The sequence below is a fragment of the Nocardiopsis sp. CC223A genome (assembly GCF_030766825.1).
Lineage (GTDB): Bacteria > Actinomycetota > Actinomycetes > Streptosporangiales > Streptosporangiaceae > Nocardiopsis.
This window is the reverse complement of sequence record NZ_JASFDV010000007.1, coordinates 1-14145: the sequence shown is the minus strand read 5'-3', so window position 1 is coordinate 14145 and position 14145 is coordinate 1. Positions and strand designations below refer to the sequence as shown.

Here is a 14145-nt window from a genome sequence, read left to right as displayed (position 1 = left end):
ACCTCCTTCGTCTCCCGTCAGATGGGAAACTCCCCGTACCAGCTGGCCTCGACGATGTGCTTCGGCAGGTACTCCGAGTCGATGCCCAGCGTGAACTCCGGGTCCTGCTGCCGGAACTTGTCATGCCCCAGGCACGCCAAAGACAGCAGGCTCAACGGCACGACACCCCCCAATTCCTTGGAGTCCCGTTCTGGCGATCCGTAGAAGCGCTTGAAGTCCTCCAAGGCCTGGATCAGGGCCTTGACGAACTCCTCCGGATCGCCCATCAACAGCCGACGGAACACCTCCAGCACCGGGAAGGCCAGCAACGCCACACTTTCCGACCCGAACGGCACCGCCCTCGGATCGCACCACTCCATCGACCGACGCAACTTGTCCACCAGATCCGGACCACCGGCCACGAACTCCTGGAGCGTGTCGATCCACGCATAGGTGTACTCCAGGTACTCCGACCCACCCCTGGACGCAGACTTGCGCAGGCTCTCCACCGGAATCCGGCACAGCGCCCGCACACGCTCATGGTCCCGACAGGTCACCGCCAGATGGAACGCCGTCTCCCAGTCCGCGGGCCGTGCCACCGGCACCCGCTTGCGGACCTTGATCCGCCGCTCCTCGTGATCGACACGCAGCACCGCCTCCTCCCCCGGCTCCACCGCGGAGAGCTGGAAGAGCGCGTTGGCGATCTGCATCGCGAACACCCACGCCTCCCACGTCTCCAACCGCGAAGCCGAGGGGTCCAACAACAGCCCTTGACGAGCCGTGTCCAGAGCGGCGTCCACCTTCATCATCAGGAACGACGGCTCCCGCTCCAAAGTCCGCAGGGCCAACCGCTTACCCCTCGCACTCGCCTCTCGGCGGTAGTCATCGACCACGAAGCCGATCTCATGCCGCTTCACCCGAAACACTTTTCCGTCGTCCTCCGCCCCGATCAGATGGGGAACTCCCCGTACCAGCTGGCCTCGACGATGTGCTTCGGCAGGTACTCCGAGTCGATGCCCAGCGTGAACTCCGGGTCCTGCTGCCGGAACTTGTCATAGCCCAGGCACGCCAAAGACAGCAGGCTCAATGGCACGACGCCGTCAAAGCGATCGGTGGCCTCTTCGAACGAGTCGTAGTAGCGCTTGAAGTCCTCCAGGGCCTGCACGAGTGCCTTGACGAACTCCTCCGGATCGCCCATCAACAGCCGACGGAACACCTCTATCGTCGGGAAGGACAGCAACGCCACACTTTCCGACCCGAACGGCACCGCCTTCGGATCGCACAACTCCATCGACCGGCGCAACTTGTCCACCAGGTCCGGACCACCGGCCACGAACGTCTGGAGCGTATCGATCCACGCGTAGGTGTACTCCAGATACTCCGACCCGCCCCGGGCGGCCGACTCGCGCAGACTCTCCACCGGGATCCGGCACAGCATCCGCACACGCTCATGGTCCCGACAGGTCACCGCCAGATGGAACGCCGTCTCCCAGTTCACAGGCCGAGCCACCGGCACCCGCTGGGCGACCTGGATCCGCCGCTCCTCGTGATCGACGCGCAGCACCGCCTCCTCACCGGGCTCCACCTCGGAGAGCTGGAAGGCCGCGTTGGCGATCTGCATCGCGAACACCCACGCCTCCCACGTCTCCAACCGCGAAGCCGAGGGATCCACCAGCAGCTCCTGACGAGCCGTATCGAGAGCGGCGTCCACCCTCCTCCTCAGGAACCACGGCTTCCCAGTCAGAGTCTGGAGAGCCATCTGCTTGCCTCGTGCGTTGGTCTCTCTCCGGTAGTCATCGACCACGAAGTCGATTTCATGCCGCTCCACCCGAAATACCATGGTTATCCCTGCCCCCTGAGATCGAAGAGTCGATACCTATATCCGTCAGCGGTAGAACCGTTCCACCCCTGGCCATTACCTTCCGTGGGATCGTACCCGGACACATCAGAGTCGTTGATATAGGTATCACTCGGGTTCCCCTTGAAGACCGCGTAGGCCACCCTTCCTTGCTCCAACTTCCGCTCGATCTCGTCGGCGAGAGCCGCCTCGTTGAGGTTTCCACTCTCGCCGCGCTTCCTCATTTCCCGAAGAATATCTTCGAAGTAATCGAGGTGACCCTGGCTGACCCTGCGCGGCGGGTTCCCCGGAAGCCTACGGGACCCGAGCTCGGTGTTGGTGCTGCTCTTGGCCTCGATGATGACGATGTCACCATCGGCGGTGCGGTAGATCTGGTCGAACTGGTTGTTGCCGTTTAACGGGGCCTTGTCCGCCGTGGGCAGCAGTTCCGCGCCTTCCAGGTTCGGACGGAACTCTTCGAGCGTCGTGTTGCCATCCGCATCGGTCACCTCGCGCATGAGCGGGTCTCCGTTGGCATCACGAATGACGTCACCATTGAACTCGAAGCGCGCCCCGACCTTGGCGGTCTCCTCACCGAAAGCCTCGCAGATTTTCGTGCTGTAGTCCTGCGCAGCCCGATAATTCCGCTTGGCCTCTTCGAGTTCCGGATGGTTGGGCCCGTTGTCGTTGTACTCGCCGTGCTTCTGTTCCATCGCCTTCAGGCGCTCATGGGCGGCCGCGGCAGAGTCGATCGACAGCCGACGCTGCTCGGCGAGCCAGTCGAGGTCGCCCAAGGCCTCCCGCAAACCCTCGGGGAGGTCGGCGTCGGGCGAGTTCAGCCGGACGTCGGTGGCGTCACCGAGGTAGGTCGGCTTCTCCGCCTCCGGAGTCACATCCCAACGGCCGGTCTCCGAGTTCCAGGTGATCTTCGGGAGCTCGTAGCCCTGTGTGCCGATGGTGTCGTCCGCACTCCACCTGTGCCCGTCCGACCGATAGAAGGTGCCGCGCAACTCGGAACTGTTGTTCAGACGCTCGACGAAGTCGTTCTGGAACGCCTCCGGGGAACTCATGTCGAGGCCGTCCAGGTGCGAACCCGCGAGCCGGATACGCTGCTCGTTGGTCAGCCCGGAGCCGTTCTTCGGCCTGTCGCCGACCCAGCCGGAATCGGTGCCCGACGTGTCGGTGGCGTCCGGGTCGGTGTCGATGTCCGGGGGGAGGTCGTCGGGACCGTCCGGCAGACCGCCTCCGCCTCCGCCGCCGTTCCCACCGCCTCCGCCACCGCCGCCGGTGCTGCCGCCGCGGCCGGAGCCGGAATCCACGTCCACCACGGTCGTGCCGCCGCGCGGGGTGTCCAGGGTGCCGGTTCCCCCGGCACTGTTGTTGACGGTCGTGTCATGGCGGCCGTTGATCTCGTTGCCCGCGCTGTCGACCTCGACCCGCTGCTCGGTGTCGGCCTCGACCTGGGACGGCTCGGTCTCGTAGTGCTGCACCGGGGTGTCGTTGACCGAGGAGATGTCGTCGGGCACCTCCTGGGAGGCGACCCAGTCGTCCAGCTCACCGTCCAGGCCCTCGTCCAGCGCCCGGCGGGACTCCGGGTCGATGCCGTCCAGGAACTCCTGGCCGGCGTCGAGCTGGTCGGCGGTCGGGTCGACGGTCTCGTCGGAGTCGCCGTTGCGCCGGTTGTTGTTCTCCGTCTGCGTGTCCGACCCGTTGGCGGTCGTGCCGCGCGGGATGGAGCCGCTCTCGCCGCCGGACCCGGTGTCCGTGGTGCGGCGGCCGTCGCTCCCGTCGGGGAGGTCCGTGGTGGAGGTGTTGAGCCGTTCCAGCGCCTCGTTCATCCGGCCCAGGTCGGCGGCGCTGATGTCGAGGCCCTCGACGTCGCTCAGGTCCAGCGGCTTGAAGGACCCGTCGCCGAACCGGGGGATCCGCGACAGCAGCGACGGGTCGATGCCGCCGGGGAAGTCCGCGAGGTCGGGCACGTCCGGGGTGCGGCTGCCGCCGACCGCGTTGGCGATCTTGGCGCCGCGCCAGGCCATCAGCGGCACGCCCACGACCGCGCCCACCCCGGTGGCGGTCAGCAGCGCGCCGCCCACCATGGCGCCGATGTTGAGGGCCGCCGTGCCGATCACGTACCAGGGCCGCTCGCCCCACTCCTCCCACGGCACGACCGCGTGGGCCGCCTCCTTCCAGGCGTTGCCCGCGGTGTCCAGGGACCAGCCCCAGTCGCCGTTCTCGTCCTTGCCGACGCCCACCAGCGCGCCCAGGCCCTCGACGGTGCCGCCCCAGTACTCCCAGAGGTTGTCGCCCCAGTTCCCGGCGAACCACCCGTCCGGACCGTGCGCGCCGACCATGCCGCCGGCGTCCTCGGCGATGCCCACGAAGAAGTCGCCGACGGCGTCGCCGAGGTCGTTGTACCAGGCGTGGTCGGTGGTCTGCGGCGCGCCCCACTCCATGGCGACGCCCTCCAGGGGCGCGTCGAACCCGTACACGAACTCGCCGTCGCCCGCGGTGACCGACCCGTCGGCCTTCTGGGCGACGAACCTGGTACCGCCGAACAGCCCGGTGATGGCGTTGGCGCAGGTCCGCTCCGCCTCCTCGAACTCGAACAGCAGGCCCGCGGCCCGGTCGTGCAGGGCGTTGTGCTCGCCGACCTCCTCGCTCTCGGTCTTCCACCACAGGAAGCCGCCGCCGTCGCGCCAGTCGTCGTCGCCCTCGATCTTGTTGAGGAACGCGTAGGAGTCGGCCTTGAGGGTGGCCCAGCGCGCCTTGATGTCGCGGACCGTCTCGGCGAAGTCGCTGAGCGCGTCGGAGGTGCTGGACAGTGCGGTGGAGACATCGTCGCCGTTGCCGGTGAGCGGGTTGAGGACGGTGAAGAGGTCCTGGTCCTCGGGCGCGGAGTAGATGCCCTCCAGCCCGGCCCACGCGCCGGTGATGTCGGCAGCGGTGTCGGTGAGGTCGGTGCCGTCGGTCTTCAGCTTGGCCGCGACCGCGTCAAGGGCGTACGTGAGGGTCTCGGGGACGGGGAAGCTGCTCGGATCGATCAGGTCGGACAAGGTGACCACCGTTGCCTGTGCCGGGGGGAAGGCCGCCGGTCGGGGCGGGGGCCGTGGCGCTTCCCGGGGGTTGGTGTCTGAGGAGTGGATCCGCGGTGCGTCCGGTACGGCCCTGGGCGGACCGTGGGAATCGGGCGCTGCGGCTCCGGAGGCCGGTGGGGGCCGGCACCGGGGTGGGGAGGAGCTGGTGGGGGCGGGTCGGGCGCTAGACGGCCTGGTAGGGACCGTACTGGGGCTGCGGCTCCGGCTCCGGGATCACACCCGCGTTGGCCTGGGCCTCCTCGGCCATCTCCAGGTTGCCGTTCATGTAGTGGGTGGTGGCCTCGCTGGCGCCGGTGACGGCCGCCATGGTCAGGCCCGCCATGTCGCCCATGATGCCGAAGTAGTGCTCGGCGAACTCTCCCAGGGCCATGCCGATGATGCCGCTCTTGGCGTATTCGCCGCAGTCCATCAGGTGGTCCTCGACGCTCTCCATGACGCCGACCAGGCCTTCGCCGCTGCCCTCTTCACCGAGGTGACCGGCGACGGACTGGAGGACACCGCCCACGGCTGCGGGTTGGATGTTCCACTGCGACACGGACTGCTCCTTTCACGTGTGCGCCGGTCGGCGGGCGCGGCCGGCGGGGTGCGGGTACGGGTCGGAGGGGGTGGACGGGGCGGCGCTCGGGTCAGGCGTCGCGGGAGGAGAAGGCACCGGGTCGGAAGTTGGCGGGGGTCACGGCGTCGGCCGGCAGGGCCACCGGCTGCGCGGCCTGGGCGGAGGTGATGACCTCCCACATGCGGCCCAGGGTGGCCTGGAGGGCGTCCGCCTGCTCGCGAAAGCGCTCGCGGGCGTGCCCGGCGGCCGCACGGATCGGCCCGACGGCCGGGAGCGGCTCGGGCTCGTCGTGAGCGGCCTGCGGGTCCTCCCAGTCGGCGGGTTCGACCAGCTCGAACTTCACAGTGCTTCCTCCTACGGCGGTTCAGGGCCTTTCATGGTCTTTCGTCCACTGTTGAGGGGCGGACACAGGTATGGGATGTTCGTTCGGCGTTGATGGTTTCACCGCCTGTGGACAGAAGGAAACCGTTTCCGCGCCGCGGCTTTCCGGGGGGTCGGTGACCTGCGGCGACACGGAGAAAGGTGATGTGCGTCCCTCTCGGAACCGTGCGCCGCGGGGGACCGGGCCGCCCCGGGGCACGGGAACGTGAACCTTCCGGACACTCCACGTATCCCACCCGATACCCCCTTCCCCCGGCCCCCCACGAGTGTTCACGAGTGTTGAGGAGACCCCTTGAGCCACGACGCGGTCGCCCTGCTGTCCGGCGCACCCGACCGGCGCGCCCTCATCGCCGCGCTCGCCGCCGCCGGCCCGGACCTGAAGGTGCGGCTGGTCGCCGACGGAGCCGTGGTGGAACTCCGCGACGCCGACGGCCGCGTGGTCGCCTCCCTCCAGGCCGCCCAGCGGCTGGCGCTGTCCGCCGAGGCCGAGCGCCTGCTCGCCGACGGCATCGCCGACGACCTGCCCGCCCAGCCGTACTGGGTGGAGGCCCGCGGCGCGGAACTCGCCGACACGGACACCGCCGGAGTGGTCGGCCGGTTCGTCCGCGACCTCGCCGAACGCCTGGGCGGAGCGGTGTGGGAGCCGGACTCCGCACTGCTCCGCGGCCACCCCTTCCTGGAGGGCGCCACCGAGCACCCCGCCGTCACCGCGCTCACCGAGCAGGCGGCGGTCGTGGTGCAGGACCGCCCCCTGGTTCCGCTGTCCCCCTGGATCGTGGACGCCATGGCCCGGCACGGCCGCCGGGGCCTGCGCCTCCAGGTGGTCACCCCCTCGACCTCGCGCCTCACCCACGCGCTCCGGTCGATCCTGCGGTCCCCCGCGGCCCGCTGGGTGGTCCAGACCCCCGCGGGCGCCTACTACGACGGCTTCTCCGGCGTCCCGCTGCGCTGGGACGAGCGGACGGCGTTCACCGTCGACGAGGACGCGCGGCCCGACGGGCCGCCGGAGGAGTTCCGCGCCGACGACGCCGACCGCGGCTGCCAGTTGCACGTGGACCTGACCGTGGAGCACCCCGCCGACAACGGCCTGGTCCTGGGCTCCTGTGTGGAACTGCTCGCCGAACACCTGGGCGGCGCCCTCCCCGCGGTCTGGGGCACCGCCGAGCCCTTCGCCCAGGAGTGGCGGCGGGCCGTGTTCACCCGGACCGCCCGCAACCGCGCCCCCGGGCAGACCTGGGCGGCGTTCTCCGGTCCGCCCGAGGGGATGCGCGAGGACGGTGTGCGCCCGTTCGCGGGCACGGTGCGGGTGAGCCGCACCGCGTCGGGGGTGCGCGAGGCGATCACGCTCGCCGTCGGGTATCCCGAGGGCGGGGAGCCCGACCTGTCGGCGCTGCACCCCCTGGTCAGGGAGCTCACCGCGCGGGACGTGCTGCGGACCATGACGGTGCGGCGGGCGGGCGGCCGCGCCGACCTCACCTACGCGCCGCACTGGGCGGGTCTGCCGCTTCCGGTGGGCGTGGCGCTGGGGCAGGAGGCGGTGTCGGTCATCGGCACCGGGCGGGCGCTGGGCGCGCCCGTGCGGCCGCTGCCGTTCGGTCCGCCGCTGACCCCCGCGTTCTGGTACCAGGTGGGCACCGGGGTCGAGGAGGACTCCTGGGTGCGGTTCCGGGAGCTGATGGCGCACCTGCACCCGGACGGAGAGGCCGACGGCGGGGCCGGGGATCAGGACCCCGGACAGTCCTCCGAGCGGGCCTCCGCGGACGGGGCGGCACCCTCTCCGTGAGTCATCACGCCCGCACGCACCGAATGGTCAGAGGCGTCCGGTTCGGTAGGGTTCTCCCGGGCCCCTGGCACCCCGTCTCCCCCCGCACCTCCACTCCCCTGCACCGCCGAGAGGAACGCCGATGAGTCTTCGCGTCGTGCACCGCCCGACCAGGACCGTGCACCCCGCACCGGCGCAGGAGCCCCATGAGGTGGAGGCCCCGCCGACCCTTCCCGACGGCAAGGCGCAGGGCAACCCGCTCATGACGATCCTGCCCATGGTCGGCATGATGGGGTCGATGACCATCATGATGGTCATGCGCAACCCGGCGTTCATCGCGCTGGGCGGCGTCGTTCTGGTGATCGCCCTGCTGGCGGCGCTGGGCATGCTGTTCTCCCGGCGCGGCCAGGTGGGCCGCCAGCGCCGCAACCAGCGCGAGCTGTACCTCCAGTACCTGGAGGAGCTGCGCGAGGAGCTGACCGAATGGGAGGACTCCACCCGCTCGCACGCCCGTCTGCTGGACCCGCCGCCGGAGGCCCTGTACGACGTCGTCCGCGATCCCACCCGGCTGTGGGAGCGCCGCCGCAGGCACCGTGACTTCCTGCGGGTGCGGGTGGGCACCGGCCTCACCGAGGGCCGCCTGCTGCGGCTGGCCGAGCAGGGCACCGCGCTCACCCCCACCGACCCGTTCATGCTGTCGGAGGCCCAGGCGGCGATCCGCCGGTTCGCGACCATCCCGGAGATGCCCCTCTCCCTGCCGCTGGACATGGCCGGGAACGTCAGCGTCGTGGGCGAGCGCGAGGACGTCATGCGGCTGATGCGGGCGCTCATCGCCCAGTTCGGCGCGTTCCACGCCCCCGAGGACGCCGGTCTCGCGGTGGCCTACCCCGCCGAGAACGCGGCGGACTGGGAGTGGCTGCCGTGGCTGCCGCAGGTACTGGACCCGCAGCGGCGCGAGGGCGGGGCCGCGGTGCGGCTCATCGCCCCCACCCCCGCCGAACTGGGCGGCCTGCTCGCCGACGAGCTGCGGGCGCGCACCGACTTCGCGTCGGAGGTGCGCCGGGGCATGGGCAAGCGGGAGGCGTACCAGATGATGCGCCGCCTGCTCGTCGTCCACGACACCCACGGGGAGGTCGCCGCCGAGCTGGTCCGCCCCGACGACGCGGTGGACCCCGGGGCGCTGGCCGTCACCGTGCTGCACCTGGTGTCCCGGCAGGTGGACGAGCCGGGCGACGTGAGCGTGCGCATCACCGTCGAGGGCGACCGGGTGCAGGTGGAGGAGCTGCGCGGCTCCGACCCCGTGGTCACCGTCGGCACCGTCGACGACGTCCCCGCCGCCACCCTCTCCGGCCTGGCCCGCATGCTGGCCCCGCTGCGGCTGTCCCCGGAGTCGGTGGAGGAGACCGCCCAAGAGGGCGGCGCCGTCGACTTCACCGCGATGATGGGCGTCCAGGACCCGGGCGCCATGGACGTGCAGCGGCTGTGGGCGCCGCGCAGCGAACGGGCGTTCCTGCGGGTGCCCATCGGCATGGACGACATGGGCCAGCCGGTGGTCCTGGACCTCAAGGAGTCCGCGCAGCTGGGCATGGGCCCGCACGGGCTGTGCGTGGGCGCGACCGGTTCGGGCAAGAGCGAGATGCTGCGCACCCTGGTGCTGGCGCTGGCGGCCGGGCACTCGCCGGAGCGGGTCAGCATGGTCCTGGTCGACTACAAGGGCGGTGCGACGTTCGCGCCGTTCGAGGACATGCCGCACGTCGCCGGGGTGATCACCAACCTGGAGGACGACGCCGCGCTCATCGAGCGCGTGCACGCGAGCCTGTCCGGCGAGGTGCAGCGCCGCCAGCAGGTGCTGCGCGACGCCGGGAACGTCCCCAACATCGGCGACTACACCTACAAGCGGCAGCACGACCCGAGCCTGCCGCCGCTGCCGCACCTGCTGGTGATCATCGACGAGTTCGGCGAGCTGCTGACCGCCCGCCCCGACTTCATCGAGCTGTTCCTGTCGATCGGCCGCATCGGCCGCAGCATCGGTGTGCACCTGCTGCTGTCCAGCCAGCGCATCGAGGGCGGCAAGCTGCGCGGCCTGGAGACGTACCTGTCGTACCGGTTGGGCCTGCGCACGTTCTCCGAGGAGGAGAGCCGCACCGTCCTCAACACACCCGACGCGTTCCACCTGCCGTCGCTGCCCGGGTTCGGGTACCTCAAAGTGGACACCAGCGTGTACCAGCGTTTCAAGGCCGGGTACGTGTCCGGGCCCTACCGGGGCCCGGTGGCGGAGGAGTCCGAGTCCGACGGGGTCGTGACGGTGCGCCCCTACACCGCGTACAACACGGCCCCCGAGGAGCCCGGGGCCGTCCGGTCGGCGGGCGAGGAGAGCCCGATGCCGTCGCGGACGGTCGGCCCGACCCTGCTCGACGTGATGGTGTCCCAGTTCGACCGGCACGGCGAGCGGACCCGGTCCATCTGGCTGCCGCCGCTGCCCACCGCCGCCTCCCTGGGCACCATGGCGGGCGCTCCCGAGAGGACCGACCACGGTCTGCGGCTGCCCGGCGGGCACGCGCCCATGAGCGTCCCCGTCGGCCTGTTGGACGACGCCACCAAGCAGTGGCAGGGCGTGTGGAAACTGGACCTGACCGCCTCGGGCGGGCACGTCGCCGTCATCGGCGGCCCGCAGAGCGGCAAGACCACGATGCTGCGCACCCTGGTGCTGTCGCTGGCGCTGACCCACACCCCGCAGCAGGCGGCGGTGTACTGCCTGGACCTGATGGGCGGCGGCCTGCAATCGCTGTCGGCGCTCCCGCACGTGGGCGGGGTGGCGGCGCGCACCGACATCGAACGGGTGCGGCGGACCGTCGAGGAGATCCGGGGCATGCTGGAGCACCGCCAGGAGGTGTTCCGGGAGCGGGGCATCGATTCGGTGGCCCAGCTGCGGCGCATGCACGCCCGCGGCGAGGTGCCCGAGCTGGCCAGCGCAGACGTGCTGCTGGTCATCGACGGGTTCGGGGCGCTGCGCAAGGACTTCGAGGACATCGACGGCATGGTCAACGAGCTGCTCCAGCGCGGCGGCGGGTTCGGCGTGCACGTGGTGGCGGGCATGCTGCGCTGGAACGACGTGCGCATCGCCGTGCAGTCGAACTTCGGGCAGAAGGTGGAACTGCACCTCAACGACCCGTCCGAGTCCACGATCGACCGCAAGCTCGCCGAGACCATCAGCGCCAAGGCCCCCGGGCGGGCGCTCACCGACGACGAGCTGTTCGGCCAGGTGGCGCTGCCGCGCATCGACGGGGTGGACTCCGACGAGGACCTGGGCGAGGCCGTGGAGAAGGCGGTGCGGACCGTCGACGGCGCCTGGGGCGGCCGCCGGGCGCCGAGCGTCCGGGTGCTGCCGCACCGGCTGTCGGCGCGGACCCTGCCCACCCCCGAGTCGGAGCCCCGGCTGGTGCCGATCGGGGTGGACGAGCGGGCGCTGGACCCGGTGCTGCTGGACCTGTTCGACCGCGACCAGAACCTGCTGGTGCTGGGCGACGGCGAGTGCGGCAAGACCAACCTGCTGCGGCTGGTGGCCGAGGGCCTGGTGTCCCGGTACTCGTCCGACGAGGTGGTGTTCGCGGTGATGGACCCGCGCCGGACGCTGCGCAACGTGGTGCCCGAGGAGTACATGGGCGGGTACGCGAGCACCCCCAAGGTGTGCGCCGGCCTGGCCGGGGGCGTGGCCAAGGAGGTGGAGTCGCGCATCCCCGAGGACGGCGACCTGGACTCGCTGGAGCCGGGGTCGTTCAAGGGCCCGCGGATCGTGGTGCTGGCCGACGACTACGACGTGCTCACCACCGCCGGGCAGAAGCCGCTGGCGCCGTTCGTGCCCTTCGTGCCCAACGGCCGGGACATCGGCCTGCACTTCGTGGTGGCCCGCCGGGTCGCCGGCGCCGGGCGCGGGATGTACGAGCCGCTGGTGCAGGCGATCCGGGAGATCGGCACGAGTGCGCTGGTCATGACCGGCGACCGGTCCGAGGGACAGATCCTGCCGCGGGTGTACGCGGCGGCGCAGCCGCCCGGCCGGGGCAAGTGGGTGACCCGCGGCGGGGCGACGCAGCTGATCCAGACGGCACTGAGGGACTAGGGCGTGTTCCGCGGATACCCACCCTGCCGCGCGGTGCCCCGGCACCTCCCCCGCCGCGTTCTCACCGGTCGGCAGGAGGACCCGCCCCGACTCCTTCTCCGGCTTCACGATGCATGCACCAGGACCCCGTTCGCGACGAGCGGCATCCACGGAACACGCCCTAGCGGGCAGTGAGCGGAGGAAGTCCGATGAGCGATACCACCGCGGTCGACGCCCTGGCCGGGCGCATCCGCGCGATCGACTGGAGCGGGGGCCCGGACCGCACCCGGTCGCGGGTGGCGCTGATGCGCGAGTACCTGCGGCGGGCGGCGCTGTGGACGCGGGCCGTGCAGGGCAGGGGATGGCCGTTCTACGACGTCGCGGCGTTCGCCGCGCCGGGTGTGCGCGCCGACGACGGGGTCGTGCGCGGGGTCCTGGGGAGTCCGGCGATCGTCGAGCAGGATCCGGCGGTGGGCAGGTCCTGTGCCTGGGCGCTGCACCTGGCCGCGGCCCGTGACGCCGGGGTGTCGCTGCCGGACCTGCCGGACCTCTTCGAGCCGCTGATCCGGATGTACGAGCGCGGCGGCGGCTTCTCGCTCTCGGGGGCGGGCACGATCGACATCGACGCCGCGGGCCTGTACCGCGGCACCCTGCTCGACCACCTCGGGGACGAGCCCCGGGCTCCCGGGACCGACGCCGAACTCGACGCCCTCGACGGCATCGCCCCGCGGGCCGCCGCACCGGAGGAGGTGGCCGCGCCCCCCGCATACCCGTCGGCCGCCTACGCGGTGTCCGTTCCCGAGACGGCCGCGGCCCCCGTCCGGGAGGCACCGCCCGCTCCCGCGGCTGCGGCCGCCCAGGCTGCGCGGGCCGCGGCCCCGGGTCCTCCTGAAGCGCCGGTGACGCCGGGGGTCCCGGGTGCACCGACCATGCTGCCGCCCGCCCCCGGGCATCCGTCCGGGGCCTACCCGCAGCCCGGGCCCTACGCGCACGGCGGGTACCCGGGGCACCCCGCTCCCGGCCACGTCCCCCCGGCGCAGGCCGTCCGGCTCCGCCACCACACCCACTGGAACCCGGACGATCCCACCGTCGGCCTGGCCGAGCCGTGGCAGCGCTTCTTCGCCCGGTTCGTCGACACCGTCCTGGTCGGGGTCCTGTGGTTCCTGTTGATGCTGGCCACGACCTTCACCGCCGTGATCATCGGTGGCGGGGACATCGTGGGGGAGTCCGCCGAGCCGGCCTTCCAGATCGGGGCGGTCTTCTCGTTCGCGGTGTTCCCGATCCTGTGGGAGTGGTTCCAGGTCTGCGTGTGGGGCCGCTCGGTGGGCAAGATGCTCCTGGGCCTGTGGGTGGTCCGCGCCGAGGGCGGCGGAAAGCCGCCCGCAGGGCGCGCCCTGCTGCGCGCGCTGTGCTTCGCGCCCGGGTTCACCAACATCGTCAACTGGCTGCTGCCCTGGTCGCTGACGAACGTGCTCTGGTCGCTGCGCGACAAGGAGCGCAGGCGCTGCCTGCACGACAGGTTCACGCGCTCGGTGGTCGTCCAGGTCGGCTGAACCCCGAAACCCTGGCCCGATCCGGACAAACGGGAACATCGACGAACGTACGGACACTAGGTTCGCACCATGCGTCAATTCATGGGAATCCTCATCGGCGCCGGCTTCGGCCTGGCGTTCGTGCTCGCGAACGCCGGGCCGCCACTGCCGTCCGCCGTGGGGATGGTGCTGCGCGTCCTCGCCGTGGCGGCGCTGGTGGCGACCGTCGTGCTCTCGGGAGCCCTCTCCCGCCGCCCGGCCCCGCCGGCGGCGGAGGCCGGACCCGCACCCGCGTTCCGGTTCGGCCCGTTCTACGGGGTCGTCGTACTGGTGGAGGTCGTGCTGATCTTCGGCGGTGTACAGGTACTGCGCCTGTCGGAGGCGCCCTGGCAGGCGAACGTCGCCTGGATCGCGCTGGTCGTGGGGCTGCACTTCCTGCCGCTGGCCTGGTACTGGCGGATGCGGGAGATCCTGGCCGCCGCCCTCTACATCTCCGCGATGGGCGCGGTGGGCCTGGTCATGGTGGCGGTCGGCGCCGCGGAATGGGCCCCGTTCGTCAGCGGTGTGCTCACCGGCCTGGGCATCCTGGCCGGAATTCTGGTGAGCCTGGTCGTCATGCTGCGCGCCTCCCGCGACGCGGTCGGCCACACCCCGGGGACCGCTCCGCTCCGCTGAGCCCCGTGTCCGGCGACACCGGTCCCGGCGCGGGGCCGGACCCGGCGAGGGCATGCCGTGAGCGGCCCGGACGCCCCGGCACCCGCCTCCGCGGCCCGGTGCGGGCGACCGCCGGGGCCGGACGGGAACGGACGGCGCGGGCGCACCGGGGAACGGGCTCAGAACCGGTACGGGTGGGGGACGTCGAACCAGGCGCGGCGGGGCCCGCGGGGGATCGCCCCCGGGCGGGGCT

9 protein-coding genes are annotated in these 14145 nt (G+C 71.5%); 4 read left to right on the top strand and 5 right to left on the bottom strand.

Going from position 1 to position 14145, the window contains the following annotated elements:
- Window positions 1-17 precede the first annotated feature (17 nt).
- From QJS33_RS04390 to QJS33_RS04370, 5 genes are all read right to left on the bottom strand, one after another.
- Window positions 18-896 (bottom strand): immunity 49 family protein, encoded by an 879-nt coding sequence (locus QJS33_RS04390; protein ID WP_306366547.1) that lies wholly within the window; start codon window positions 894-896, stop codon window positions 18-20.
- A 32-nt stretch (window positions 897-928) separates the two neighbouring features.
- Window positions 929-1783 (bottom strand): immunity 49 family protein, encoded by an 855-nt coding sequence (locus QJS33_RS04385; protein WP_306366546.1) that lies wholly within the window; start codon window positions 1781-1783, stop codon window positions 929-931.
- Between the two features lie 38 nt (window positions 1784-1821).
- The gene (locus tag QJS33_RS04380; RefSeq protein WP_306366545.1) at window positions 1822-4869 is read right to left on the bottom strand and encodes a hypothetical protein; all 3048 of its coding nucleotides are present in this window, start codon (window positions 4867-4869) and stop codon (window positions 1822-1824) included.
- A gap of 205 nt (window positions 4870-5074) precedes the next feature.
- Window positions 5075-5446 (bottom strand): DUF6507 family protein, encoded by a 372-nt coding sequence (locus QJS33_RS04375; protein ID WP_306366544.1) that lies wholly within the window; start codon window positions 5444-5446, stop codon window positions 5075-5077.
- A gap of 91 nt (window positions 5447-5537) precedes the next feature.
- Window positions 5538-5810, bottom strand: a complete 273-nt coding sequence (locus tag QJS33_RS04370; protein WP_306366543.1) for a hypothetical protein — start codon at window positions 5808-5810, stop codon at window positions 5538-5540.
- Window positions 5811-6140: 330 nt separating this feature from the next.
- Between QJS33_RS04370 and QJS33_RS04365 the strand changes: the two genes are divergently transcribed.
- From QJS33_RS04365 to QJS33_RS04350, 4 genes are all read left to right on the top strand, one after another.
- Window positions 6141-7631, top strand: a complete 1491-nt coding sequence (locus QJS33_RS04365; RefSeq protein WP_306366542.1) for a DUF6177 family protein — start codon at window positions 6141-6143, stop codon at window positions 7629-7631.
- Between the two features lie 121 nt (window positions 7632-7752).
- Window positions 7753-11727 carry a type VII secretion protein EccCa gene (gene eccCa / locus QJS33_RS04360; protein ID WP_306366541.1) on the top strand — a complete coding sequence of 1325 codons (3975 nt, stop codon included), beginning with the start codon at window positions 7753-7755 and terminating at the stop codon, window positions 11725-11727.
- A 188-nt stretch (window positions 11728-11915) separates the two neighbouring features.
- Window positions 11916-13259: an RDD family protein gene (locus QJS33_RS04355; RefSeq protein WP_306366540.1), complete on the top strand. Its 1344-nt coding sequence runs from the start codon at window positions 11916-11918 to the stop codon at window positions 13257-13259.
- A gap of 69 nt (window positions 13260-13328) precedes the next feature.
- Window positions 13329-13913 carry a hypothetical protein gene (locus tag QJS33_RS04350; RefSeq protein ID WP_306366539.1) on the top strand — a complete coding sequence of 195 codons (585 nt, stop codon included), beginning with the start codon at window positions 13329-13331 and terminating at the stop codon, window positions 13911-13913.
- Window positions 13914-14145 lie beyond the last annotated feature (232 nt).